Origin of the sequence: Edaphobacter sp. (genome assembly GCF_028283685.1) — a bacterium.
In the GTDB taxonomy this organism is placed as follows: Bacteria; Acidobacteriota; Terriglobia; order Terriglobales; family Acidobacteriaceae; genus Edaphobacter.
The window spans coordinates 1-23,974 of sequence record NZ_JAPWKF010000007.1; the positions used below are offsets into that span (position 1 = coordinate 1).

Annotated in this window: 23 protein-coding genes and 2 pseudogenes; 20 read left to right on the forward strand and 5 right to left on the reverse strand. The window is 54.6% G+C overall.

The annotated features are described in order from the left end of the window. Positions 1-363: 363 nt before the first annotated feature. The 3 genes from PW789_RS10945 to PW789_RS10955 all read left to right on the forward strand — a co-directional run bounded on the left by PW789_RS10945 (position 364) and on the right by PW789_RS10955 (position 2,796). Entirely contained in the window at positions 364-1,215 is an 852-nt protein-coding gene (locus tag PW789_RS10945; protein WP_299375821.1) for a type IV toxin-antitoxin system AbiEi family antitoxin domain-containing protein, read from the forward strand. Continuing rightward, positions 1,212-2,048: a nucleotidyl transferase AbiEii/AbiGii toxin family protein gene (locus PW789_RS10950; protein ID WP_299375823.1), complete on the forward strand. Its 837-nt coding sequence runs from the start codon at positions 1,212-1,214 to the stop codon at positions 2,046-2,048. The genes PW789_RS10945 and PW789_RS10950 overlap by 4 nt, the downstream gene beginning before the upstream one ends. A gap of 118 nt (positions 2,049-2,166) precedes the next feature. Next, positions 2,167-2,796 (forward strand): hypothetical protein, encoded by a 630-nt coding sequence (locus PW789_RS10955; protein WP_299375826.1) that lies wholly within the window; start codon positions 2,167-2,169, stop codon positions 2,794-2,796. Between the two features lie 295 nt (positions 2,797-3,091). Here the strand turns inward: PW789_RS10955 and PW789_RS10960 are convergent, their stop codons facing one another. Next, positions 3,092-3,709: a TetR/AcrR family transcriptional regulator gene (locus PW789_RS10960; RefSeq protein WP_299375830.1), complete on the reverse strand. Its 618-nt coding sequence runs from the start codon at positions 3,707-3,709 to the stop codon at positions 3,092-3,094. A 159-nt stretch (positions 3,710-3,868) separates the two neighbouring features. Between PW789_RS10960 and PW789_RS10965 the strand changes: the two genes are divergently transcribed. Next, positions 3,869-4,621 carry an SDR family oxidoreductase gene (locus tag PW789_RS10965; protein WP_299375834.1) on the forward strand — a complete coding sequence of 251 codons (753 nt, stop codon included), beginning with the start codon at positions 3,869-3,871 and terminating at the stop codon, positions 4,619-4,621. 425 nt (positions 4,622-5,046) lie between these two features. Further along, positions 5,047-5,586, forward strand: coding sequence for a polysaccharide deacetylase family protein (locus tag PW789_RS10970; protein ID WP_299377836.1), 540 nt, complete (start codon positions 5,047-5,049; stop codon positions 5,584-5,586). On the opposite strand, the gene PW789_RS20100 is transcribed toward PW789_RS10970, so the two are convergent. From PW789_RS20100 to PW789_RS10980, 3 genes are read right to left on the reverse strand one after another with little or no spacing between them, the layout of a single operon-like run. Continuing rightward, a complete protein-coding gene (locus PW789_RS20100) occupies positions 5,485-5,937 on the reverse strand; it encodes a hypothetical protein (RefSeq protein WP_367182537.1) in 453 nt (150 codons plus the stop codon). The genes PW789_RS10970 and PW789_RS20100 overlap by 102 nt on opposite strands. Continuing rightward, positions 5,925-6,911: a hypothetical protein gene (locus PW789_RS10975; RefSeq protein ID WP_299375837.1), complete on the reverse strand. Its 987-nt coding sequence runs from the start codon at positions 6,909-6,911 to the stop codon at positions 5,925-5,927. Before PW789_RS10975 ends, PW789_RS20100 begins: the two co-directional genes overlap by 13 nt. Positions 6,912-6,965: 54 nt before the next feature. Beyond that, complete coding sequence (locus tag PW789_RS10980) at positions 6,966-7,961, reverse strand: AraC family transcriptional regulator (RefSeq protein WP_299375840.1); 996 nt, start codon at positions 7,959-7,961, stop codon at positions 6,966-6,968. Between the two features lie 129 nt (positions 7,962-8,090). Between PW789_RS10980 and PW789_RS10985 the strand changes: the two genes are divergently transcribed. The 12 genes and pseudogenes from PW789_RS10985 to PW789_RS20105 all read left to right on the forward strand — a co-directional run bounded on the left by PW789_RS10985 (position 8,091) and on the right by PW789_RS20105 (position 19,128). Continuing rightward, the gene (locus PW789_RS10985) at positions 8,091-8,972 is read left to right on the forward strand and encodes an SDR family oxidoreductase (protein WP_299375843.1); all 882 of its coding nucleotides are present in this window, start codon (positions 8,091-8,093) and stop codon (positions 8,970-8,972) included. 66 nt (positions 8,973-9,038) lie between these two features. Continuing rightward, positions 9,039-10,865 (forward strand): CocE/NonD family hydrolase, encoded by a 1,827-nt coding sequence (locus PW789_RS10990; RefSeq protein ID WP_299375846.1) that lies wholly within the window; start codon positions 9,039-9,041, stop codon positions 10,863-10,865. A 46-nt stretch (positions 10,866-10,911) separates the two neighbouring features. Further along, positions 10,912-11,871 carry an SDR family oxidoreductase gene (locus PW789_RS10995; RefSeq protein WP_299377839.1) on the forward strand — a complete coding sequence of 320 codons (960 nt, stop codon included), beginning with the start codon at positions 10,912-10,914 and terminating at the stop codon, positions 11,869-11,871. A 241-nt stretch (positions 11,872-12,112) separates the two neighbouring features. Next, positions 12,113-12,442, forward strand: a complete 330-nt coding sequence (locus PW789_RS11000) for a helix-turn-helix domain-containing protein (protein WP_299375849.1) — start codon at positions 12,113-12,115, stop codon at positions 12,440-12,442. An 83-nt stretch (positions 12,443-12,525) separates the two neighbouring features. Beyond that, a complete protein-coding gene (locus tag PW789_RS11005; RefSeq protein ID WP_299375852.1) occupies positions 12,526-13,077 on the forward strand; it encodes a nuclear transport factor 2 family protein in 552 nt (183 codons plus the stop codon). 39 nt (positions 13,078-13,116) lie between these two features. Then, positions 13,117-13,971 (forward strand): NmrA family NAD(P)-binding protein, encoded by an 855-nt coding sequence (locus PW789_RS11010; protein WP_299375855.1) that lies wholly within the window; start codon positions 13,117-13,119, stop codon positions 13,969-13,971. Positions 13,972-14,114: 143 nt separating this feature from the next. Beyond that, a complete protein-coding gene (locus tag PW789_RS11015; RefSeq protein WP_299375860.1) occupies positions 14,115-14,861 on the forward strand; it encodes an NAD(P)-binding domain-containing protein in 747 nt (248 codons plus the stop codon). A 203-nt stretch (positions 14,862-15,064) separates the two neighbouring features. Continuing rightward, positions 15,065-16,063: an alpha/beta hydrolase gene (locus PW789_RS11020; protein ID WP_299375863.1), complete on the forward strand. Its 999-nt coding sequence runs from the start codon at positions 15,065-15,067 to the stop codon at positions 16,061-16,063. 47 nt (positions 16,064-16,110) lie between these two features. Further along, positions 16,111-16,842: a nitroreductase family protein gene (locus PW789_RS11025; RefSeq protein ID WP_299375866.1), complete on the forward strand. Its 732-nt coding sequence runs from the start codon at positions 16,111-16,113 to the stop codon at positions 16,840-16,842. Between the two features lie 114 nt (positions 16,843-16,956). Further along, positions 16,957-17,565 carry a hypothetical protein gene (locus tag PW789_RS11030; protein ID WP_299375869.1) on the forward strand — a complete coding sequence of 203 codons (609 nt, stop codon included), beginning with the start codon at positions 16,957-16,959 and terminating at the stop codon, positions 17,563-17,565. A gap of 102 nt (positions 17,566-17,667) precedes the next feature. Further along, a complete protein-coding gene (locus PW789_RS11035; RefSeq protein ID WP_299375875.1) occupies positions 17,668-18,633 on the forward strand; it encodes an amidohydrolase family protein in 966 nt (321 codons plus the stop codon). 63 nt (positions 18,634-18,696) lie between these two features. Then, positions 18,697-19,128: pseudogene (locus PW789_RS20105) on the forward strand (alpha/beta fold hydrolase). Between the two features lie 642 nt (positions 19,129-19,770). Here the strand turns inward: PW789_RS20105 and PW789_RS11040 are convergent. Next, positions 19,771-20,601, reverse strand: a pseudogene (locus tag PW789_RS11040) (NADPH-dependent F420 reductase); the annotation flags it as partial. A 111-nt stretch (positions 20,602-20,712) separates the two neighbouring features. On the opposite strand from PW789_RS11040, the gene PW789_RS11045 reads away from it, so the two are divergent. From PW789_RS11045 to PW789_RS11055, 3 genes are all read left to right on the forward strand, one after another. After that, positions 20,713-21,375, forward strand: a complete 663-nt coding sequence (locus PW789_RS11045) for a TetR/AcrR family transcriptional regulator (RefSeq protein ID WP_299375878.1) — start codon at positions 20,713-20,715, stop codon at positions 21,373-21,375. Between the two features lie 955 nt (positions 21,376-22,330). Then, positions 22,331-22,543 carry a hypothetical protein gene (locus PW789_RS11050; protein ID WP_299375881.1) on the forward strand — a complete coding sequence of 71 codons (213 nt, stop codon included), beginning with the start codon at positions 22,331-22,333 and terminating at the stop codon, positions 22,541-22,543. A 250-nt stretch (positions 22,544-22,793) separates the two neighbouring features. After that, on the forward strand, positions 22,794-23,894 hold the full coding sequence (locus tag PW789_RS11055; protein WP_299375884.1) for a Gfo/Idh/MocA family oxidoreductase: 1,101 nt from the start codon (positions 22,794-22,796) through the stop codon (positions 23,892-23,894). The last annotated feature ends 80 nt before the right edge of the window (positions 23,895-23,974 follow it).

Genomic DNA, 23,974 nt, shown 5'->3' on the forward strand with positions numbered 1-23,974 from the left:
GGACGACGGGGCTCGAACCCGCGACCTCTGCCGTGACAGCTAAGCTGGATCGCGTAACTTGTTGATACTAGGCGTAGCGGATGGCTCCCTGAGCGCCTTATTGAACCCTCGGCAACGGTTACTGGACCCTTAGCGGACCCACGACCTTTGCCCTCCAAACCTTTGCCCTGCTCTCGATTTTCCAGCAAATTTGGGCATTTTTGCGGTCGATTTCGGCCGATTCCTCTGTCGCGGTAAGGCAGAGGTCGAAGGTCCAAATGATACTCCAATCACCGATTGTTCCTTCTGGGGGAACTTTTCGTGCAAACAATAACATCCCTACGTGATACCCTGTTCGCGTTTCGTTCCTTGCGGGGGAACAATATGATCACGGAATATAACCCGAAGACTGCTGGACCTAGATCTAAAACCTTGGGACCAAGGTCGTCCGCCCTCTGGGTGGAACTCAATGAACGCGGCAAAACCACGTTCACTCTCAAAGATGCCGAGGAGATAACCGGCCTGCGCGGTTCCTCGGCGCGGACCCTGATCCACAAGGCGGAGCGGCGGGGACTCGTAACCCGGCTGCGCTCCGGCCTCTACACGTTGGTCCCTTTCGAACTGGGCAGGGCGACCGAGTACGTCGGCGACCCCTTTGTCATCGCACGGGAAATGTGCGAAGGGCGCCCCTACTTCATATCGCACGGCTCCGCGATGGAATTGCACCGCCTGGTCACGCAGCCCCAGTTCACCATCTACGTCAGTTCGACACTCAGGACGCCACCACGTTCGGTGCATGGGCACGAGTACCGCTTCGTCACGGTCAAGCCGACAGATTTCTTTGGCCTGACGCAGGTCTGGATTACGAAGCAGCAATCCGTCATGATCAGCGACAAGGAGCGGACTATCCTTGACGCTTTGCGCCAGCCGCAATACGCGGGCGGCATCCCGGAAGTAGCGAAGGCTCTCTGGATGGGCCGCACGGAAATCAAGGTTGCGAAGCTTCTCGACTATGTGCAGCACTTTTCGAGCGGCGCTCTGCGGCGGCGACTTGGGTTCCTGTTGGAACTCTACGCAATGGCCACACCGGGGGAGCTCGAACCGCTTCGCTCGAAGCTGACCTCCACCTATGACCGCCTCGATCCAACGTTGCCAAAGTCAGGTTCCTTTCAGGCACGCTGGCGTCTGCAACTCAATATCGGTATCGACGAACTGGAGGCGATTCCGCACACATGATCCCGCAGCGCAATCTCTCCCTTCTCGCCAACCGGCTGTACAAGGAACACGGTGGCCGTCGTATTCCCGAGGCCGTGCTGGAGCGGGATTACTGCCTGGCCTGGTTTCTTGTGGGCTTGAGCCAAAGCAAGCTCCGCGACCTGCTCATCTTTAAGGGCGGCACGGCGCTGAAGCGCTGCCACTTCGGCGACTATCGTTTCTCCGAAGACTTGGACTTCACCCTTGCAAGGAAAGTGCAATTTGCGGGGATCCGCGCAGGACTGGACGAGGTCTATGAGCTGGTGGCCCAAGCCTCCGGCATACGCTTCTCGTTCGGGGCTGAAGACCGCCAGACGCATGTCAACAGCTTCACCTTCTATCTCCGGTATCAAGGACCGCTGCCGATACCCAACACCGTGAAGGTGGACATTACTGTTTCGGAGATTCTGCTCTTCCCAGTCGAGCAGCTTCCTGTGCTACGCACCTATCCAGAGTTTGAGGACGTACCGGAGGATCGCTTGATCTCTGTGTACAGCCTGAACGAGATCGCCACTGAAAAGATCGTGGCTCTCCAAGACCGGGCTCGCAACGAGCCGCGCGACCTCTACGACCTGTGGTTCCTGACTTCTCATGCGGGTATCGAAATCGGCCATCTCATCGGAGCCATAACGGAAAAGCTACGCTTTCGGGAGAAAGATATCGCCGGCGTCGAAGCCCGCATCCTCGCAAAGGAAGCTCGTCTGAAGGCGCTCTGGAACGGCCGTCTCGGACATCAGATGGAAGCATTACCACAGTATGATGGGGTCTTCCGCACCGTGCGTCGCGAGCTTCGGCAAGCAGGATTTGCGAACTAGGACAGACGTTCTGGGTAATTGATAGATGAGTGATTGTCCCTTCTTGCCCTCGACGCGGGGTTTTGCCTACCACTTGTGTGGTCTACGCGAAGTGGATCGCCGGGTATGCTAACGACATATGGCCAAAGCGAAGACCAAAGCGACAAACGGTCGGAGGGAATCTGAGTCGATCACCTTCCGCGTCGATTTTGTGGTCAGCCTTTCTCAATATGAAGGAGACCCTAGCGACTTCATCACGGTCTGTCACGGAGACATTATCTGCTTGATGGATGACGACAGTGAGCAAGAGATAGGGACAGTCGTGGTCTACATGATCGAACGTAGCCGGGTGCCGAACGAAGGAATGTCCCTCTTTGAGGTGATGGATTGTCTCGATGGCGACAGTTGCGATTGCTTTGCGAATCTCTTCGACCAGGAGAGCGAACAGCTAAAGCCAGAGGTCGAGCGACTGCTTTCGGAAAATCGTGCGTTCCAGCATGACATGATGCTGATCGAGCGGCTTGAGCTAAAGCCTGACTATCGGGGTCGAGGTTTGGGAAATGAGATTGCTTCGCGCGTGATCCAGAAATTTGGACAGAATTGCAGTGTCATTACCTGCGTACCTGTCCCCCTGCAGTTCACGGGTCTCGGGCCGAGGGACAAAGAACCGACTGGAAAACGGTCGGCACAGCAGCGCGTTCGCAAGTTCTGGGAGGGTGTGGGGTTTTTGAGGCTGGCTGGAAGCGACTACTACATCTGGCCTAACTGACTACTCCTCTTCCGCCCTGCTTGCCACCGTAAACAAAAAGCGCCAGATGTCTCCGTTCACGGTCATTTAGGTTCTGGCTAGGAGTTCCACCGGCAGTGAAATACACAACAACCTGAATCGATGGTGGGCTCGAAAGTGGCGTTAGCTCGTCGGATTGAAATTGGAGTTAGATTTTCAGTTTGAAGCGGGATGCAGCACCACTTGTCGGGAGAACAGAACGTATGACTGCCAAAATCTACAGCCGTGGAAGATGGAGCATAACCACCGGCCGATCCTATCGGTGTATGCCTTGGAACTAGACCTCGCTTCGTACTCGGATCCCCAGATGCCTCAAAGCCAATTCAGCAGTGCGCTTGAGTTGAGCCCTCGTGGAGCCGTTTGCCGCTTGCACGGCGAGACCACTGAGGAGTGATGACAGGTAGCGGGTGTAGTCATCGATGTTCTCTTCTTTGGAGAACTCTCCGGCTCTTCGGGCTTTGAGAAGACGGCCCTTGAGGACGGCTTCATTCCGGAGCCGTATATCGAGCATTAGAGCCTTGGCAGGTTCCGTGTCTACACCGCAGGACAATGACCCAGTCAATGTGAAGCAGCTAGCCGGATATTCCTTGCCTCCTAGAAACTCCACTGTGTTGTAGAACGCAGCCTGTACGAATGTTTCAAACGTTGGCTCAGCAAGCGCTCGCACCATGTACTGCCCAGGTACTTCCAAATAACGTTTCGCCGCGAGAGCGAACAGTGCCTGCTTATCCCCGAACGCCGCATAGATACTGGACGGGTGAATGCCCATCGCGTGCGAGAGATCCGCCATGGAGGTGCCTTCGTAACCCCGTTCCCAGAACAGACGCATCGCGACATCTAGCGCGGCGTCTTTGTCGAAGGCAGCAGGTCTTCCGAGCTTGTTCGAGGGCCTCATATCGTTTTATGACGCAAGTTTTTTGAATCAGATGCAGAGTTGATCACATCTGTAGTGATCGTACGATATCATTCCGTAATGATCATTCTCGAATAAATCGCGATTCACATCCCAGCTTTACAACCGCAACGCAGCAAAGGCGAAATATTAAGGAGTCGAATGGGCAGGCTGAGTGGCAAGGTAGCGCTAATCACCGGAGGCAATAGCGGGATTGGGTTGGCAACGGCAAAGTTGTTCGTCAAAGAAGGAGCTTTTGTCTACATAACAGGACGAAAAGAGGCGAGCCTCGCAGAGGCCAGCAAACTTCTGGGCGAGCAGTCGCAAAGTATTAAAGTCGATGTGTCGAAGCTGCGCGATATTTCCCGCATGTACGACGTTATCGCCGAACGGCATCAGCGGCTCGATATCCTTGTCGCGAATGCCGGTGGCGGAGAATTCAGCGCGCTAGGAGAGTACACCGAAGATCATTATTCCCGTACGTTTGATGCGAACGTGAAAGGGCTGATCTTCACGGTTCAGGGTGCTCTTCCTTCTTTGCATCCGGGCTCGTCCATCGTGCTTGTCGGGTCGCAAATATCTATCGAGGGGGTCGCGAATTTCGGCATCTACGCTGCAACGAAGGCCGCTGTACGCTCGCTTGCGCGAACGTGGACTGCCGAACTATCGGATCGCAACATCAGGGTCAACGTTGTTAGTCCGGGACCCACGGATACTCCCGCGATCTCCGGTCTAGTGGATCGCGACCCAGCGCGGGATGCTGAACTCAGGAAACTACTAGCCTCATCGGTCCCACTCAAGCGTATGGGTACAGCAGATGAGTCAGCGAACGTGATCCTTTTTCTTGCGAGTGATGAAAGCAGCTTCGTAGCTGGAGCTGATTACGTCGTGGATGGCGGCAAGACGGGCATTTGAGCGAAGGTGTCATTCGTCAACGACGGCAAGAAGCACGGGTGGCGCCTCTTTACTGACTACATGTAATGAAAGTTCAGAACGTGGAAGGAAAGCACCTTGGAGATCACTCGCAGACAATTTTCGGTTGGTGCCGGCGCGGCCGGAGCATTGGCCCTCCTGAACGGAACGTCCAGCAGCGCCGCGACAACGAAAGCAAACGAAGACATGCAGAATCAACCTAAAGGTAAGTCGTTCTGGCCTAACGGAGCGCGTCTGGCCGTCAGGATCTCTCTCATGTTCGAAGGCGGAGGGCAGCCCATTTCGGGTGCCAAAGCGCCTTCGGCCCGATCCTAGACGGTCTACCAGACCTCCCGGCGAATGCATTTTTCGCTTACGGGCACTACGAAGGAATACCCAGGGCACTGAACCTGTTCGATAAACACAACATCAAGGTTTCGTGTTTCATGGTTGGCAAAGCCATTGAGAATGCCCCTGATGTAGCTCAGGAGGTCGTGCGCCGCGGGCACGAAGCAGCGGCTCACGGTCGCACTTGGTCGGCCTCTTACAATTTCTCTCGCGAGGAAGAGAAACGCTTCATCGCTGACTCACAAGAAACCATTCATCGGCTTACCGGACAGACAGCAGTTGGTTGGAATGCCTTCTACATGCGCAATTCGGTCAACATCCTGGAGACACTGCAGGAGCTAGGCTTCTTGTACACCATTGATGAACCGAGCCACGATGAACCCTTCATCATTCCGGTAAAGGGCAGAGGCTTCGTGACCGTGCCGTATACGCTCAGCATGAACGACATTTCGTCTTTCCCACTGGAGGGCTACAACCCGCTTGCCTATGAACAGGCATTGAAAGACGAGTTCGACCAGTTATATGAAGAAGGCGCGAGCCGCCGCAGGTTGATGCTCATAGGCATGCACGACCGGATCAATGGCCATCCAATCGGATTCGTGTACTCGATCGCTTCTTGACATACGCGAAGAGCCACAACGACGTTTGGTTTGCGCGTAAGGATGAGATTGCGAAGTGGGCGTTGGAACACAGGGAGGATACGCCGATCGTGCATCGTGGATCGGCAAGTATTTCGGGGCTTCAGGGTAGTTGATTGGCCGTTCAGTGGTTCGGACAGTTGTGCGGAGGCTGGCACGGGCCGCAAGGACGCGACCCCAGAACTCGGTCTGTCCTTCATAGACCCAAAGCATCGAGGGGTCTGTCGGTTGATTGAAGTTTGGTGACCAGAGACCAGCGGGCTGGCGAAAGCGGCTGTTCCATGCGTGAACGTATTCGTGCGCGATCAGGTCTCGGTTGTTCAACTGCTGCACGCTTGCGGTGAAGTAGTTGGCAGGAAAATTATTTTCCTGCCCTCATCCAGATGTTCGAGGCCTCCGCCAGGAGAAAGCTGATTGCTGAGCGAAACCAAAGCGTCATAGTGGCGAAAGGGCGCCGGGCCGAAAACCTTTGAGGCTTGCACGACCAAGGCCTGCAACTCAGCAAGATCTGTTGGCGAGATTTCGAGGTCCGCAGGTTCATCTGCGACAAGGTCGAGATGAACGGGGACATGCGAGGGAGATGAGAGAACCAACTGTCGTGTGTACCGTGCGGCATAGACCGGAGCATCGACGAGGCGGTCGAGAGTTTCAGGCGAGAAAGCCAAAAGATTGGCTGAGCTATCAGGAGGGTGCAACGGTGCGAGTGCAGTGAACGCAAGCAGCCCCTTCGGAAGTTCTAGCTGCGCAGCCACCGGAATATCCCGGACAAACCAGCCGGCCGGGTAGAGCAGGAGATGTTGCCACTCGACATCGACCATCTCTGGGCGCAACTTGGCCGAGGAGCGCGACGGCAGGTATTGAAAATTCAATGTCAGCGAACGTGCTCCAGCAGGGATGGCTAAGTGAAAGGCGTGAACGTCGATCGTGTCGCGCCGCCACTCGATGTCGTGTCCATCGACCTGCATGCGTATGCCCGCCAGCTCTATAGCCGATACCGTGTGCCCGTGGCTGGTCGTTTCCCACTCGGGGTAAAGCAGCACCATTTCACCGGGAGCTTGTATAGGTATTGATTCGCTTACACGGAAGAAACTATGAATCGTGTCCGTAGCGTCGACGTGAAGTTGGATCGTACCCCTAAAGTGCTGGTCGCGCGGCTGAGGCACCGAGGACCGGAGAGGCGTTGAGAACGGCTTACCCCCGACCTGTCCAATCGCAGAAACACAAACCAAAGCAGAGACACCAAGGACTACGAAACGCATGGTCGATTGTAACCAATCAAAACGAAGAGGAAACAAAACTGCCAGCATCCCGAGACGCTCTTCGCGGGTGGCGTGAAGACAGTTTCAAAACGTTTCCGAGAGTTATAGACAACTTCGCAGGCACATACAAGTCTCGACGAGTTGGAGTTGTCTGATGGATGAGGTTTTCCGTAAGTCAGGTGAAGCAGCAGATGGGTTGCAGCCGCGAGCATACTGTCGCGGCGAACAACCCATGACCCGCTTGAATGCTTTGCTAAAGGCGCTTTCAGATTCGTAACCCAACGAAAGAGCGATCTCGGAGATGGCGTCGGCAGTATTTTGCAGCCTGTCGCCGGCGAGCAACATCCGCCAGCGGGTCAGGTACTCCATCGGGGATGATCCGACCGCCTTTTTGAACCGGAGGGTGAAGATCGTTCGGGACATACCGGCGCGTTCCGCCAAGGTCTGCAACGTCCAGCGGTGGGCTGGATTCTCGTGCATTGCGTTCATTGCCAGGCTAAGTTGCTTGTCCGTTAAGGCGAACATCCATCCGACACTGCCTCTGCCTCCTTCCAGATGCAGCCGTAGAGCCTGAACCAGCATCATGTAGGCGAGCTGTTGGGTGACCAGAACTGCTCCTGGTCGTTGTTCGCGCAACTCCTGCCGCATGCGCTCAAGAGCCCAACGCAGTGCTGCCTTATCCGATTCTGTCTGGAGATGCACGATGGGTGGCAACGCACCCAACAGAATGCGGGCGTGACCGCCTGTGAGCGTGAAGTGGCCCCCAACGATGAGGCAACTGCCACCACCATTGAAGGAGACGATACCGCCGCTTCGCCCGCTCGCGTAAAACGCGGATGCGTCGATCGGGGCAAGTGACAAGTCGCTTGCAAGGCGTAAAGGCCTACCGGTCGGCAACAGGAAACAATTTCCTGTCTGAAGGTGCACCGGATCAGGAACACCTTCCACCGAGAGCCAACATGCGCCTGAAACGACTGCGTAACACTTGATGCCCTCCTTTTGAGGGAACTGGATTGCCCATTCTCCTCCCACGTCGAAACCACCGGACACGTAAGTGCGTGGCTTCAGCAACGACAGAACATCCGAAAGTGGGTCCATAAAATCTCCGTACGATCGAGCTAGTAATGCGAACGCCCTGCCATAGATCGTACGACAAAAGTCGGCATATTGTGGGGACAGTGGTTCCCAGAAGTGTCCAAGGGCAATGCGAAATCTACGGGAGAAAATATGCGTGTTTTCGTCACAGGCGCTACGGGCTATATCGGTTCAGCCGTAGTTGAGGATTTAATTCGAGCTGGACATATGGTGCTTGGTCTTGCTCGAAACGACGTGGCAGCCGATGCGCTTAAGCGAATGAGAGCCGAAGTCCACAGAGGTGACTTGTCAGACCCGAAGGGCCTTTCCCTGGCCGCCTTAGAGTGCGACGGCGTGATCCACACCGCCTATAACCATGACTTCTCGCAATTTGCGGCTGCCGCTGAGATGGACAGGCGTGTTGTAGAGGCGTTCGGCGAAGCACTCTCGGGAACAGGCATGCCCTTGGTCATCGCCTCCGCAATTGGTTTGCTCTCGCCGGGACGCCCAACGACCGAAGACGACACTGGAGATCCCCGTTCTCTTGGAGCAGCTCGTATTCCATCGGAGGAACTGGCTCTTGCGTTGGCGTCTGAGAACGTCCGATCAAACATTATCCGGCTTCCTCCTGTGGTTCATGATCGAACGAAGCAGGGCCTCGTCACCAGAATGATCGCCTTGGCGAATCAGACTGGTGCTTCGGCATACGTGCGCGGCGGACTCAATCGCTGGCCAGCCGTACATCGTCGGGATGCCGCACAGCTCTTCCGATTAGCGCTCGAAAAAGGGGCATCGGGAAGCCGGTATCACGCGATCGCCGAGGATGGTATCGCATTGCGGGCGATCGCTGAGGCAGTCGGAAGGCTTGCGAACGTTCGTGCTGTCTCGAAGACTCCCGAGGAAGCGGCATCTCATTTCGGTTTTCTTGCTTACTTCGTGAGCGCTGATTTCCAGGCATCCAGCACGAAAACAAAACAAGCATTGGGTTGGAATCCAACGGGACCAGGTTTGATCGCCGATTTGGAGCCTGCCTGATCGATGAGTTTCCCCTGCGTGCATATGCGTGGAAAACCCAAATTGCAAACTACAAGGAAATCCCCGATGAGTTATAGAAAAACCTTCTTCATTCACCGAATTCTGTTGTCTATCCTTTCCTTGGTTTTCATCCTTGGGTCGGTGGAACCAACACTTGCCGAACGCATTGACAGCGGCGTGCCGGGGATGATTTTCGAGCAGGATGTGCCCATCACGATGACAGACGGCGTTGCATTGCGTGTCAACATCTATCGCCCAGAGAAACCCGGGCACTATCCCGTGCTAATGTCTATGGGGCCTTACGGCAAGGACAGCCGGATGGATTCGGTTCCAGCGTACAGTGCTTCATGGGCAAGACTGATCGCAAAGTACCCGGATCTCTGCAAGAAGTCGTCCTGCCGTTACCTGCGTTTCGAGGAGGCCGACCCCGAGCGCTGGGTTCCGCAAGGTTATGTTGTGATCGATGCCGACTCACGTGGCGCTGGCAGCTCACCGGGTATGCTCGACCCCTTTTCTCCTCGGGAGATCGACGATTACGCAACCTTAATTACCTGGGCCGCTCATCAGACCTGGAGCTCGGGTAAAGTCGGTTTGATAGGAACCTCCTACCAGGCCATCAATCAGTGGATGGCCGCAGCACGACAACCTGAAGGGCTCGCCGCCATCCTGCCATGGGATGGAGCCTTCGACTACTACCGCGAGATCGCCTTCTACGGCGGAATACTCAATCCTGCATGGAAGTTCTGGTGGGACCATCAGGTCGTCCCCGATCAGAATGGAAATGGCGAGTCGCCTCTCAAGGATATGGTCAATGGTCAACGGACGACCGGTGAAGCCTTGTCCGCGGAATTGTTGAAGCAGAATCGTGCCGCACCTCTCGATGCATGGATAAGCCATCCTTATGATGGAACCTTCTACCACGAGCGAACACCCGATGGCAGTCGCATCACCGTCCCGCTGTTATGTGTTGCCAACTGGGAGGACTGGAGCACAGCTGGCTATATGGCCGCAAGCAGCAAGTCAAAGTGGCTGCGGATCGAAACTGGCGATCATCTGACACCGTTTTATTCCGAAGAGTCTTTTGACTTGCAAAAGCGCTTCTTCGATCACTTTCTGAAAGACGCGAAGAACGGGTGGGACAAAGAGCCTCCAGTTTCAGTGCAGGTCAGGAGTCCGGATGGCACCTTCTGGAAGACAGATGCCACATGGCCGTTGCGGGAGACGCAGTGGACACGCTACTACCTCGATGCTGATAACAGCGAAATGGGTCCGGACAAAGATGGATTGGCCGCAACCGAGAAGTCGTATGCGGCAATGGGCGACGGCCTGACTTTCAAAACCAAACGATTCAACGAAGACGTCGAGTTCACCGGACCAGTAGCGCTCAAACTGTGGGTTCGATCTTCCACATCCGACATGGATATCTTCGCAGCCTTGCACTTGATCGATCCTGAAGGGCTGGAGATAACCTTCACAGGCAATACCGATCCGCATGTTCCCGCAGATCAAGGCTTCCTCCGTGTCTCTCGCCGAGCTATCGATCCGGTGAAGTCAACGAACTATTACTCCTACCACCCCCAACTCGCCACAAAGCCGATGGTGCCTGGCCAGATTTACGAAGTGGATGTCAATTTCGCCTGGCCGACCAGTGTCGTCGTACCAAAGGGCTACCAGTTAGCCTTAAGTATCCAGGGCAAGGACTGGCAATATCCGCCCAGCGCAAGCATCGTGCCAAGCAAGGATTACGTACTTCCGTTCTCAACCAACCCCGGCTTATTTTACGCAGCGCATCCGAATCGTGATCCGGCTCTCTATGGAGGAACGAGCACGGTTGCGACCGGCGTGGGGCAGGCTTCTTATTTGTTACTGCCGTTGAGTCCGAGCAGGCATTGACGGCGCTATGCCGACAGCATCGCAGCTTAGGAGAGAGGAAAGATATATGCGTGTTTTCGTTACCGGAGCTACGGGATTTGTAGGATCAGCCGTCGTGAAGGAACTTCTCGAAGCCGGTCATCAAGTGTCGGGGCTTGTGCGCTCGGAGGCAGCGGCGAAATCGCTGATCGCCGCTGGTGCTCGGGCGCATCGCGGCACGATTGAGGACTTGGAGAGCTTGCGTAGCGGAGCTGCTGCTGCCGACGGCGTGATCCATACCGCCTTCTTCCATGCGTTCTCGCAAGCCAGCCTCGGAACGCGCCTTCGTGTGATGCTCGGCGGAAGTCCGAGCGGCATTGTTTCGCGCTTCATGTCAGCCGCAGTCAGGGCGGACAAACGCGCCATCGAAACCCTTGGCGCTGCACTGATGGGCCGTGACCGCAGGCTGGTCGCTGTATCCCCGACCATGGCCCTCTCGCTAGGCCGTACTGCCACAGAAGAGGATGTGGCCGATCCTGCCTCTGTTGGCGGTATCAGAGCCGGAACCGAAACGGCTGTGCTGGCACTGGTCTCGCGCGGCGTGCGTGCTTCTGTGGTGCGATTGCCTCCATCCGTCCACGACCAAAGCAAGCAGGGATTGGTCACCCAGATGATAGGTCTGGCCCGCAAGAAACAAGTCGCGGTGTATGTGGGCGAAGGAAAGAATCGTTGGGCGGCAGTGCATCGGTTCGATGCCGCTAGGCTTTTCCGGCTGGCGCTTGAGAATGGCGAGGCAGGCGCAAGGTATCACGCTGTAGACGACGAGGGCATTGCGGTTCGTAACATTGCAGACGCCATCGGCCGGAGCCTGGATGTACCGGTTGTCAGCAAGTCCGCCAAAGAGGCGGCCAAGGATTACAGCTTCTACACGCCGTTCCTCTCGGCAGATAACCCGGTGTCAAGTCAACTGACCAGGAAGGCACTTGGATGGCAGCCGACAGAGGTTCATCTCATGTCCGAGCTCGACCAGCTGCTTGCGCACCAATGAGCCTATTCGCCGCACTTGGGCCACGGTTTCGCGCGCCCAGCGGCAGCAAGGTGATCGGGGCTGCTCACTGTTCGGTCAGAACGCTGGTGAAGATGGCCTCCCCGATTGGACGTAGACCATCGGCAGTATGGCACTGCAACGATTGCTTAACTGAAACCGGGCCATCTTGATTTGGCATATGTATCCAGCGTCACTTCGTAGAAGGACCATCGGGAGGAAGGAGGGCGAGCAACAGTCGATTATGAACAATCCAGAAGCAAGATACGTGCGCAATGCGACTTTTACTGTTGGTGTTCTCTTCCAAAGCAAATGGAGAATACAGATTCTCTGTGCCATGCGTACGGGGCCAATTCGCCTGGGGCATCTTGCAAGACTGGTTCCAGGGGCCTCCAAGAAAATGTTAGTCCAGAATCTGCGCCAACTAGAAAGCGCTGGAATTGTTGCTCGAAACGATATGAGTGATCTTGTGCTGCATGTTGAATATGAACTGGACGGCGGCACGAGAGACGGCGTGTACGCGGTCTTGGATCATCTTGCAGAGTGGGGAGGAATTTATCTCAGCAAATCGTAGAGCCACAGATCTCTATGACGAAGACTTCGAACTTTCGTATCAAATGCTATTTTTTACAGCTTTCGTCTTCAGGGAGATAACACATGAAGCGTCTCGCCGGTAGCCTCTTCTTTGTTTTCATGATTCTGATCGGCGCCGCAAGCTCCACTCAGAGTCCACTACCAGCTGATACCAACAAGGCTGTCCCTACCAGCACCGCGTCGGATACTGTCGACGTTCAGCATGTGATTGATGCTTATCACGAAGCCGTTCTGACCCATGACGGGTCTCGACTAGCGCGTCTCTTTTTTCCTCAAGGCGGTATGTGGCTCAACGTACTTTCTGATGAGGCTTACGCCCGCGCGAAAGCGAAATCACCAGATGCGGTGAAGGTTCGTGTGGGAAGTTACACAGACTTCGCAAAGCTGGTTTCGACCTCAAAGGCCAGCTTCAATCCGACGCACACACATCTGCATGAGAACAGCGACGGGACGATCGCGTCCGTGTACTTTGACTTCGTATTCCTGGTTGACGGAAAGGAGCAGAATCGCGGGAGCGAAACCTGGGTTGTTGGTCAAAGGAAGCGAGGGTTGGAGGATAGCCGCAATGACCTACTCGTCAAATCCACACGTATCATGAGCGCTCGCTCCGCCTGACTCATTCAACGCAAAGTCAAATTAAAGAGGACAACACACATGTTCGCTGTTATGGGAATCACCGGTAATGTGGGCGGCGCCGTCGCAAACGCTCTCCTCCAGCATGGAAAGAAGGTTCGCGGTATCGTCCGTGACGACTCGAAGGCGCAGGCTTGGAAAGACAAGAGCGTTGAAGTTGTAAATGCCAACTACGATGGCCACCTTATCGCCGCCTTTACGGATGTCGAAGGTGTATTTTGCATGATTCCGCCCGATGTGGTTCCAGGGTTTCCGGACAGCGTCGCGCGAATCGTCGCGATCAAGAAGGCAGTTCTCGCGGCCAAGCCTCCCCAGGCCGTCTTCCTCTCCTCCATCGGAGGCGAAAAGGCCTCAAGTTTGGGCCTAGTTACTACGGCTCATATCCTTGAAGAGGAACTCGGCGGCACCAGGGTTCCCAGCGCGTTTCTTCGTGCCGGATCGTTTATGGAAAACATTTCGCATAGCATTGCCGCTGTCCGCACTACTGGCATGTACTTCTCCTTTTACCAGCCCATGGAAGACCCTATTCCACTTGTTGCTACAGAAGACGTTGGCCGGATCGCCGCAGAGATTCTGCTCCAGGCCTGGCAAGGGAACCGATTTATTGAGATTTCAGGCCCGACTTACTACTCCCCGAATGATGTGGCGGCTGCCCTCGAAAAGGCTCTCGATCGGCCTGTCACCGGCGTTGCCTTTCCGCGAGAGACGTGGGTCGATACTCTGGCACAGCATGGTATGCCAGCCGAACGCTCCGGTGCCTACGTTGAGATGGTCGATAGCTTTAACTCTAGGTGGATCGACTTTGGAGCACCCGGCACCGAACACATCAAAGGGACGATTGATCTGGTCACGGCTGTGAAGTCGCTGACCAAGTGAGCCATGAACTCCCCAACCTTGATTCAAAAATAGGCAAGTATTCCTGAATCTGCAACGATCGTTATTCGATCTTATGGAAAACGGTCGTTGTAGTATGGCCGCACCTCACTCAACAAGCGCCACTAAAGCCTTAAGGAGAAGAGATGAAAATTGGAATCATTGGAGCGGGGGGCGTTGGATCAGCCCTCGCTGTTCACTTCCGCAAGCTCCAACATGCTGTGCAAATTGCGAACTCACGTGGTCCAGAGACGCTTTCGAAGGTTGCTGAGGAAACGGGCACTACTGCCGTAGCTATTTCGGACGTAGCAAAGGGTGTAGATCTGCTCGTCATTGCGATTCCTGAGAAGAGTGTGCCCTTGCTCCCGAAGGATCTGCTTGGTGCGCTCCCTTCGGGGGCACCCATCGTCGATACTGGGAACTACTATCCTCAGCGCGATGGTTTGATCGCTCAGATTGAAGGAGGAATGACGGAAAGCGAGTGGGTGTCCAGTGTGTTGGGGCGTCCCGTCATTAAGGCCTTCAATAACATATTCACGTATAGCATCATCAACGGCGGGCTTCCAAAAGGTTCACAGACTCGCATCGCCCTTCCCATATCTGGAGAAGACATGAAGGCCAAGCAGTTATTGATCGCCCTCTTGGATGGCATGGGCTTTGACGGCATCGACGCTGGGCCGCTCTCCGAATCCTGGCGTCAGCAGCCGGGCACTCCCGCCTACTGCACGGATTACAACGCAGAGGTACTGAGGGGCGCACTTGCAAGCGCAAACATTGCGATTGCTTCCCAAATGCGCGACGCCGGCTTCCAGACGGTGATGAGTCTTCCGCCGGACACGCCGCCTGAAGAGATCGTTCGTTTCGCTCGCGCCCAGTGGACGACTTTCGCCTAGACTAGCGCATTCGAGAATACAAGCAACATCCTGAATACTCCGACAATCCCATGCTCCGTCCACGGCTCACGATTCTTCCATCAGTTTGATTTCAGCCTAGAACATCTAATGAGCTCGGAGAGCAAAGGAAAAAGTGGAGATACAGAAAACAAGCAACTGTAAATCCACAACGACTTCCACTCGTTTTTGAGGTTTATGCGACTATGAACTTATTTCGTAAGCATTCTCTTCTTTCTCTATTAGCGCTGCCTTTTGTCTTCCCGACGTTCAGCGCAAAGGCTCAATCCAGTACCAGCACATGCTACGACGCAAGTGATGCAACTGATCTGCGCCTATGGGACGATCAGGCTCCCGGGTCGGTCGGCAACAATCCGTGCATCGACATTCCGTTTCTTCGCGTGTTCAGACCCGAGGGAGCGGCCGCTGCGACAGACATCGGGATTGTTGTCATGCCGGGCGGCGGATACAACGAGTTGACCGATGAGAACGAACAAACTCCCGTCGGCCAGTATTTTGCGAACAAGCTTGGCATTACGACCTTCGTGCTCTATTACCGCCTTGCGCAGGCGAATGGCACATACCGCTATCCAGTCCCCATGTGGGACGGACAACGTGCAGTTCGCTATGTACGGTTTAATGCCGCACGGTTCGGCATCAATCCCGCGCATATCGGTGTCTTTGGTTTCTCGGCAGGCGGCCATCTCGCCTCGACGATCGCCATTCACTTCGCCTCGAACTTCAACCTTCCCTCTCAGGACAGCATCGACCAGGTCGACGCACGTCCCGACTTCCTTGGTCTTGGCTATCCAGTTATCTCCATGGATCCCAATCAATTTGCCTCCGCGTCCTCGCTCAGCCACCTGCTCTACGGATACACCGGCACCGAGTTGAGCCAACTGGAGGACTATCTCTCCGGGCAGAAGCAGGTAAACTCTACCACCCCACCTGCGTACATCTTCGAGAGCTTCGACGACAAGGTTGTTGATTCTCAGAACAGCATCCTTTTCTATGAAGCGCTTAGAACCGCGAAGGTTCCCAGCGAGGCTCATATCTTTCAAAAAGGAACACACGGCGCGGGCCTGGCGACGACTGAGCCCTATGAGTATGTTTGGCCAGAGCTCTTTCACAATTGGCTGAGTGAACAGGGACTTCTACCGTCTCCATGGAAGCTTGTTCCTGAAGATTCTGAATACAGGCGGTGACTCGATCCATATCGCATACATCCACGACTTCTCACAATTCGCAGCAGATGGTGAAACCTGATTCGGATGCTTCGAAGACCACAGGATTCACCTCAACCTTATCTTCCCGCCAAGTCTTCCAACCATCCTTGCCTAACCAGGAGAAGCATCTGAGTGACTTTTTAGATGTCCTTACGAAAAGAACTGCGGCGGAGCATTTTGATTCGGCTGCGTCGATTTCCGACTCTGAAGTAAAGGAGCTGATCGGAGAAGCATCGCAGGCTCCCTCGTCCTTCAATATTCAACATTGGCGATTCATCGCGGTGACTGACCCGGAAATTAGACAGAGGCTTAAGTCCGCCACAATCGAGTCGAATCAGAAAAGGGTCGCCGATGCACCTGTAACCTTCTTGATTCTTGGTGATTTGCAAGGGCACGAGAGATTAGCGGGGCTTTTGGACGAGACCGTCAAAGCCGGACTCTTGTGTCGCGAGGTCGCGGATGTTTGGTTGGCCATGGCCATCCAGATGTACGGTAATCCTCTTGCGGCCCGCGATGAGGCAATTCGATCCGCTTCGTTGGCTTCGATGACACTGATGCTTGCTGCGGGGAACCGCGGCTACGTCAGTTGTCCGATAGGTTTCGATCCAATCCGGGTAAACAACATTCTCGGAATAAGTAACCGGTATATGCCAGTAATGATGCTTGCGGTGGGTCGTGCTTCTTCCGGGAATACTGCGCGAAGGCCGAGGCTTAGCGTTGATGACATTCTCGCGTTTAACGTTTTTCGGGAGTTCTGACGAGGTGGTTTTGACAGGCAAGCCTCTGCGATCAGGCCCTTGAATCGGTCGTTAAATGTGACCTGTAAAACAAGGGGCTTAACAAGCACACATAATGAGGAAGTGAAAAGAGAAGTGAAAAGCACAAAGATAAAAGCACTCGCGACATTCGCTCTAGTTTTCATTACCGCCACGCTGATTGTAGGCGTGGTCATTCATCGGCGGCATTTACGATCTGCCGCAGAAGCTGGGCTGCGGAAGGAAATCAGCGAAAATAATGATGGTTTGCAGCAGATGCGAGAGTCGCTCCCCAAAGAGATCGACAACTTAACTGCAATCGTAACTTTGATGACAGAGAGAGAAGCTGGCCGGCCGACAGACGAGAGAACTCCTGCAAAACTTGGTCTCGCCGTCATGGCTTTCACGAACGCGAACTGGCAGGCAGCCTCGGCGACCGGAGCGGTCGAATTGATGAACTATCAGTCGGTGGAAAGATTTGCAGGAGCGTACTTCGAACAGGCTCGTCTTGCGCAACTTCAGACAGCAACACTCGAATCGATGATGGGTCTGACTTCGTACGTGGGGCATGGCGAAAGGATCGCATCCATGACTCCAGAACAAGCCCGGTTGGCCGATGTGCAGGCCCAACTGCTGCTGGCTCACCTGCGAATGATGTTGCGCATGAGCGAAGGGGTACAAGGAGCCTATAAAGAAGCTCTGGCACCGGCAGCCAAAGCAGAATGACCTGCCTTAGTCCTGCTCGGAGGAGTTCTGCGACAAGAGGCGCGCAAATCCGCAAGTCAGTCGCATACGCAGGAACAATCGCCATAAAGGGAGACTGACAGCATGTTGAATCACAAGTTAAACCGATGGATCGACGTACACGCACACTTCTACCCACCGGAGTCTAACGAGGTACGGGAAAACCGCCTGCGCGGTCTCAAGGAAGGTTGCTGGCTCGTCGACAAGTCTCCGGAATGGAACCCCGAAGACACCCTGGCTTACATGGACCGCACAGGGATTGCCATGCAGATGTTGAGCAACATCCCAAAGACGCTTGAAGCCCTCCATGCCTCGAATGACTATGCTGCCTCTCTCGTGAAGCAACATCCGAGCCGCTTCGGTCTCTTAGCAGCTCTGCCCACGGACGATCCAGATGCCGCGCTCGATGAGATAGAGCGCGCGTCGACCCAGTTGGGCGCGGACGGTTTTGCCGTGACCTGTAACTACAATGGCGTTTACCTAAGTGACCCCAGCCTGAAGCCGGTCTGGAAAGAACTGGATCGTCGTGGCGCGGTCGTGTTTGCCCATCCAAACGCCTACGCGCCTGGATCGATGGGTAGGCCTTGCGTCGTGGTTGAAGTAGCGTTTGAGACGGCTCGCACCGTAACGGATATGCTCTATGCCGGCATTTTTCATGAGTTTGCTCAGATGCAGTTTGTTCTGGCGCACTGCGGCGGAGCCTTGCCGGCTCTCTCTGGGCGGCTGCTCATTCTGGGTAATGAGTCGTGGCTACCGAACCCCAACAAAGTTACGATCGCTGAGATGCGTGAGCACCTGCGTCGGCTTTACCTGGACACAGCCGCCACCTGCCCCACAGTACTTGGCCCGGCCCTTCAGATGACAACGCCGGACCATATCGTCTACGGATCTGACTGCGGGGTACCCTGCACAACGGAAGAGTCAATGAACGCCAACCTTACAGCGTTGTTCGGGTATGACGGGTTGACTCAGCCACAGATTGAAGCAATCGGCCACAACGCTCTACGGCTGTTTCCTGCCGCGGCGAAGCGAATCCAATTGCCAGCGTAGACAGCTCCAGAGGCGCACTTAAATTGGGTACGAACCAGCACGAATAAACGAGAGACGGTTGTTTTGATTCATGGCGTAGGCCATGATCTGACCTATTGGGATCAACAGATCGAAGCGCTATGCGGGAAATACAACGTGGTCGCACTCGATTTACCCGGCCATGGACAATCGTCGGGCGCGCCGGAAGATTGGTCATTTGACCGGCCGCCCCTATCGTTGCCAAGCTGATCGAAGAGGTCAGCGCCAAGCCAGTTCACAATCGTCGGAATCTCGTTCGGCGGAATGATCGCACAGGTAATTACGCTCGAAAGGCCCGACCTGGTTCGCAATCTCATTCTGATCGGCACAGCCTCCCAGTTTTCCGAAGACGTGCGAAACGGTATGAGAGCTCGTGCAGAGACGGTCCGCCGGGGGAATGGCTACCGTTATTCAGTCGAGTTTGGAACGGTGGTTCACCAAGGAGACAAGAACACAGCGACCCGACATTGTAGATAGAGTCACGAAGACACTACTCGCAGATGATCCTGCAACTCATGCGGCTATATGGGGCGTCATTTCGAAGCTCGATATCCATACCCGGCTTGGGGAGATCCGTTGTCCCACACTGATCCTGGTAGGAGAGCACGACCCAGTACGCCGCCGAGCGTAGCCCGCGGGCTGTCTGAAGCCATACGGGGCGCGAAAGTTACCGTCATTCCGGATGCCTCGCACATTGTTACGGTCGAGGCGCCCACTGCTGTCAATGACGCATTGGAAGCGTTCTGAACGAACTTGAGGACTCGTGCGGCCAACTCGGTTTGTCGTCAGTGATCAGTGACTGACGCTAGGCGCATGCGCCGTGAAAGGCGTTTAGCCCACACTGGGTGCAAGTTCGCTGCGAATGATATTACGCATGAGCGACGGGGTACAAGGAGCCTATAGAGACGCTCTGGCACAGGCAGCCAATGCAGCATGACCTGCTTTGGCCCTGCTCGGAGAGATTCACGGTGAACATCTGTGACGCAATCATCGGTCTTGTTGTCACAGGCAGGTTTGACGAGTGAGATTAGGCGCGTAGCTTCTCTATTCGGGGCCGGGATCAATGGAAACTGGATCGTGCATCCTCACGCTGAGCCCACTTAACCTGCGCTTTACTTATCAAAACGGCCAAAGAACTGTAAACACCAGACGCAGCAAGGCGACCCAGCTTCTCGGCCTCAAAATATCCAAGCCAGCGGAAAGACGCGCGACCCGTACCAGTTCTTGCGGCGGAAAGTCGGCGGGGAGCTTCGCCATCATCTTAGCTGCCTGATCTCGATTCGCTGGTGCTTTATCGCGATTGGCTCGCTGCAACAGGGATGGCAGCTGTCGGATCGTCGGATCAGGACAGTAAGCTGGCGTACCAGGCTGATAGCGCCAGGATGCGGAGAGGAGACCTGCATCCATGGCATCGAAGCCCATCTGATCCAACAGAGCGATCACAAGCTCTTTGGCACTGACATCATCTCCTGACACTGGAAGAGCGATGCGGCTCTTCGAGCCTTTCGGAAGACCTTTATGAAGAAGGCTATCCGCTACGATGTTGTTGAATGCCTTGATGACAGGGCGCCCCAATATGTGCGAGGTCCACTCGCTCTCGACCATACCTTTATCAAGCTCAGTGATATGACCGTCGCGAAGAGGATAGTAATTTCCGGTGTCGATGATCGGCGATGTCACAGGCAGACTAGCGAGCAGATCATCGGGTAGCGACGGCACGTTCTTCATCGGAATGGCGATGACGAGCAGATCAACTCCTTTCGCGACTTCCGAGATATTGACTGGAGTAGCGCCAGTTTCCTGAGCGACCTTAAAAAGCGTCCCCGGGCCGCGCGAGTTTGCTATTACTATGATGTGCTGTAGTTTGTGGAAGTATCCGGCGAGTGCCGATCCGATATTGCCCGCTCCTATGATTCCGATCTTCATATTTTCTCCCGTGCGGCTCTGACCATGCGACGAATGTCTCGCGCATGCTACAACGTACGTTTTCCTAGATGCGGAAACGGACGTTGTAGATTCATCGAATGTTCTATATCCTAGACAGGTGGCGGAGAGGCATCAATGAAGACGGCGGCTAAGCGCACATCCAAAGCAATTATGGTCGCCGAGAAGGATCGCGCGATCGTGCTTTCAGCCCGTGAACATTTTCTGAGGGACGGATTTGCCGGGACATCGATGGATGCGATCGCGAAATCCGCAGGAGTCTCCGTCAAGACAATCTACGGTCACTTCGCTAACAAAGAAGAACTTTTCAGCAAGGTGATGGTCGCGGCTTGTACCGACCATCTTCTTTCAAGTGAACTTCCCTCCGATTCGGTGCTTGCGGAGCAATTTGCCTGGTTCCGCGAGGCAACGCAACGCGGCCTCATGGAAGCCGGTCGAGAGTATCTTCGGCACTTGCTCTCAGAGGAACAGTTGGCGCTCTATCGCGTCGTGACGCGAGATGCAGACCGTTTCCCGGACTTGGGAAAGCACTATCATAAAAACATCGCGCGTGGCAGGACGGGCATTTTAGTCACCTATCTCAGGAGCGTTGCTCGAAAAAAGTCCTGGGCAAGAAGAGATGCAACACAAGATGCAGCTCTCTATGAGGCGTTGCTGCGCGCTGGCATTTACGAGGAGGTCTTACACGGCCTCGTAGCTGCCAACTCAGAGACAATCAAGATGCATGTACGTTCGGCTTCCAAAACCATGTGGAAGGTACTTACATCCAACCGCGAATAAGTATCGGAAATACAGCATAACGAGGAGGCAAAACATCACTCCTGACCCCGACTGAGTCCAGCCGCCTCTCCTCTTCCTAATGCAGCTGTCCCAGACGAATGAGACAACAAACTTGAGACTCCAATGCCCCAGCAGATGAGGATGTCGGACCCAGATGTTCCGGTCCAGTCTCCGATGTTTAGCCATAGATTCACGCCTTATTTGGAGAACGACAGAGAAATGGATTCCTACAACCTTCGATGAATGGCCGATGTATGGGCTGGTGGTCTCCGTTATCTGAACTGGGCCTGTGCCTCTGATCGTCAGCCCCCCGCTCAAGGCTCGTTTGGCCATGCCCCTGGTGTGGTCGCAAATTGTCAACGATGTTTCAAAGGACTTCGGAATTTATTTAGAAGGAACTACGACTGGTTTGCGCGTAAGGATGAGATTGTGAAGTGGGCGTTGGAACACAGGGAGAATACGCCGATCGTGTAACGTGGGTCAGCAAGTATTTCGGGTCTTCAGGGTAGTTGATTGGCCGTTTCAGTGATTCTGACAGTTGAAAGATAGCCGGTAGTTAGCGCCCTTGATGATGTGAATCTGAATCATAAAAGGGCTAGATAAAAGGAAACGCAGATCGGCTCTTGAGAGCTGGTTGCTGATTGAAAGCTGATTTCTAAGGAACATCCGCGCTCTCTTAATCTTAACCAACGGTGGCTTAGCCATCAGAAAGTAGAGGTGCAATATGGGAGTTTTCTTGATAACTACCCTTCTCCTTGCTTCCATAACCCCCGCGACGACTTCGGCAAAAAATCCCTGGAATGGCACTTGGGTTCTCGATGCCAGCAGAAGCACTCCCGGAATCAAGAACCAGGCTGCGAATGCTTATCGCTTTACTTTGCAACCTGACGGGCAGATCAAGTGGGAGATTCCGTCCCTTGGAGAAGTTGTTACGGGTAAAACAGACGGAGTGCCCATGGAGGTGCACAGGACGAAGCCGTCGCCTGGTCTAACGCTAAGTGTCACGGCGGAGAGTCCGGAGGTGCTCATCTACAAGGTCGCTCGCAATGGCAAGCCCGAGGGGGAAGGTCGAATGACCTTGGTAGAGAACGGCAAGGCTTGGGTCGATATCTCATGGCCCGCAGGTCAGGCGCAATACGCGGGAGAAGTTGTGTATGTGAAGCAGTGAGGCGACCCGCTCCACTCCGTCTCCTTGTTGCGGGCTACTTCGACGGTGTGCGCTTCGACGCAACATACATGTGCAGCCGAATCGACAATGACCAAATTCGTCTGGAACCGGAACGCAACGAAAAGGCGGCGCACACCACTCTGCGGCTCGCTCGCATGTCAGAACCGCGCGATTATCCGTTATGCAGACCCCGTTTCGATGGCTCCAAGAGCGGACTCTTGAACGATAGATTAACTAGTCGGAGATGAATATGCATCGCCTCACAAGAAGAACGTTCACCAAGAGTGCCGTCGTCGCAACCGCTTCGTTTGCTCTGGACAGTTTCTCGCAAACCGTCCCCTCCCAGCAACAAGTAGGCATTGCCCCTATTGGTCTGGGAAGCATCGCTGAGGTCTTCATGCGTTCGGTAGGCAAGTCTGAAAATGCGAAGCTGACAGGTTTGGTCACCGGTCATCCGGTAGAAAAGGGTAAAAAGTTCGCATCAATGTACGGTGTCGCTGACAGCTCCATCTACACCTACGAGACCTTCGATAGTATCCGCAATAACCACGGTATTGATGCCGTTTATGTGGCACTACCGAACAGCATGCATTGCGAGTACACGATCAGGGCAGCTGAAGCGGGCAAACATGTCTTCTGTGAAAAGCCGATGGCTATCTCTTCCAATGAGTGCAAACGAATGATCGATGCGTGTCGCCACGCTGGCGTCAAGCTAATGATTGGCTACCGTCTACACCATGAGCCTGTGTTTCTGAAGTTGCATGAGATGGTGCGGTCTGGAGCCTTTGGCGAGATTCTGCAGTTCCAAGCTGGCTTTTACGGAATGAAAAATAAACAGGAATGGAGACTCAATCGTGCGCTCGCCGGTGGCGGTTCCATGTTTGACCTTGGAATTTATGCACTCAACACAATCCGTTGGTTCACCGGCGAAGAGCCAGTGGACTTCAGGGCCGTGGTGGCTACGCGTGATAAGACTGGGAAGTTTACTTCGGTGGAGGAGACCATCAATTGTCTTCTCAAGTTTCCATCCGGCATCCTCGCAGAATGCGGAAGTTCTTATGGACAGAATGGTACAAACTTTCTCCAGATCAACGGAACTACGGGACACGTTCGGGTCGAGCCCGCATTTACTTACGGAGATACGGTTCTCAAATACGAGGGGAAGACCGAGTCGGGCGATCTCGCTGGCAGCGGTGCTGTATACGATCCCGACCAGTTCGTCACTGAGGTCACACACTTTGCAAATTGCGTTTTGCAGAACGCCGAGCCAGCGACTCCGGGCGAAGAAGGCCTGAAAGATTTACTGTCCGTTGAAGAGATTTATAAGGCGGCTGGCAGTTCAATGGCATAGCCTTCATGCGGATAACTGTCGGGTACAAGGTGCTTGTGCTTAGGGTTCGGATCTAGGCCATATCACGTTAAGCATCTTCA

What these genes read in the sequence shown, in the direction of transcription:
- PW789_RS11045 (WP_299375878.1), top strand. Translation starts at nt 20,713, where the DNA reads ATGAAGACGGCGGCTAAGCGCACATCCAAAGCAATTATGGTCGCCGAG.
- PW789_RS11005 (WP_299375852.1), top strand. Translation starts at nt 12,526, where the DNA reads ATGAAGCGTCTCGCCGGTAGCCTCTTCTTTGTTTTCATGATTCTGATC.
- PW789_RS10980 (WP_299375840.1), bottom strand. Translation starts at nt 7,961, where the DNA reads ATGGACCCACTTTCGGATGTTCTGTCGTTGCTGAAGCCACGCACTTAC.
- PW789_RS11000 (WP_299375849.1), top strand. Translation starts at nt 12,113, where the DNA reads ATGAACAATCCAGAAGCAAGATACGTGCGCAATGCGACTTTTACTGTT.
- PW789_RS11025 (WP_299375866.1), top strand. Translation starts at nt 16,111, where the DNA reads ATGGTGAAACCTGATTCGGATGCTTCGAAGACCACAGGATTCACCTCA.
- PW789_RS10985 (WP_299375843.1), top strand. Translation starts at nt 8,091, where the DNA reads ATGCGTGTTTTCGTCACAGGCGCTACGGGCTATATCGGTTCAGCCGTA.
- PW789_RS11055 (WP_299375884.1), top strand. Translation starts at nt 22,794, where the DNA reads ATGCATCGCCTCACAAGAAGAACGTTCACCAAGAGTGCCGTCGTCGCA.
- PW789_RS10990 (WP_299375846.1), top strand. Translation starts at nt 9,039, where the DNA reads ATGAGTTATAGAAAAACCTTCTTCATTCACCGAATTCTGTTGTCTATC.
- PW789_RS10965 (WP_299375834.1), top strand. Translation starts at nt 3,869, where the DNA reads ATGGGCAGGCTGAGTGGCAAGGTAGCGCTAATCACCGGAGGCAATAGC.
- PW789_RS10955 (WP_299375826.1), top strand. Translation starts at nt 2,167, where the DNA reads ATGGCCAAAGCGAAGACCAAAGCGACAAACGGTCGGAGGGAATCTGAG.
- PW789_RS10945 (WP_299375821.1), top strand. Translation starts at nt 364, where the DNA reads ATGATCACGGAATATAACCCGAAGACTGCTGGACCTAGATCTAAAACC.
- PW789_RS10995 (WP_299377839.1), top strand. Translation starts at nt 10,912, where the DNA reads ATGCGTGTTTTCGTTACCGGAGCTACGGGATTTGTAGGATCAGCCGTC.
- PW789_RS10960 (WP_299375830.1), bottom strand. Translation starts at nt 3,709, where the DNA reads ATGAGGCCCTCGAACAAGCTCGGAAGACCTGCTGCCTTCGACAAAGAC.
- PW789_RS11020 (WP_299375863.1), top strand. Translation starts at nt 15,065, where the DNA reads ATGAACTTATTTCGTAAGCATTCTCTTCTTTCTCTATTAGCGCTGCCT.
- PW789_RS10975 (WP_299375837.1), bottom strand. Translation starts at nt 6,911, where the DNA reads ATGCTGGCAGTTTTGTTTCCTCTTCGTTTTGATTGGTTACAATCGACC.
- PW789_RS11050 (WP_299375881.1), top strand. Translation starts at nt 22,331, where the DNA reads ATGGAGGTGCACAGGACGAAGCCGTCGCCTGGTCTAACGCTAAGTGTC.
- PW789_RS11015 (WP_299375860.1), top strand. Translation starts at nt 14,115, where the DNA reads ATGAAAATTGGAATCATTGGAGCGGGGGGCGTTGGATCAGCCCTCGCT.
- PW789_RS10950 (WP_299375823.1), top strand. Translation starts at nt 1,212, where the DNA reads ATGATCCCGCAGCGCAATCTCTCCCTTCTCGCCAACCGGCTGTACAAG.
- PW789_RS11035 (WP_299375875.1), top strand. Translation starts at nt 17,668, where the DNA reads ATGTTGAATCACAAGTTAAACCGATGGATCGACGTACACGCACACTTC.
- PW789_RS11010 (WP_299375855.1), top strand. Translation starts at nt 13,117, where the DNA reads ATGTTCGCTGTTATGGGAATCACCGGTAATGTGGGCGGCGCCGTCGCA.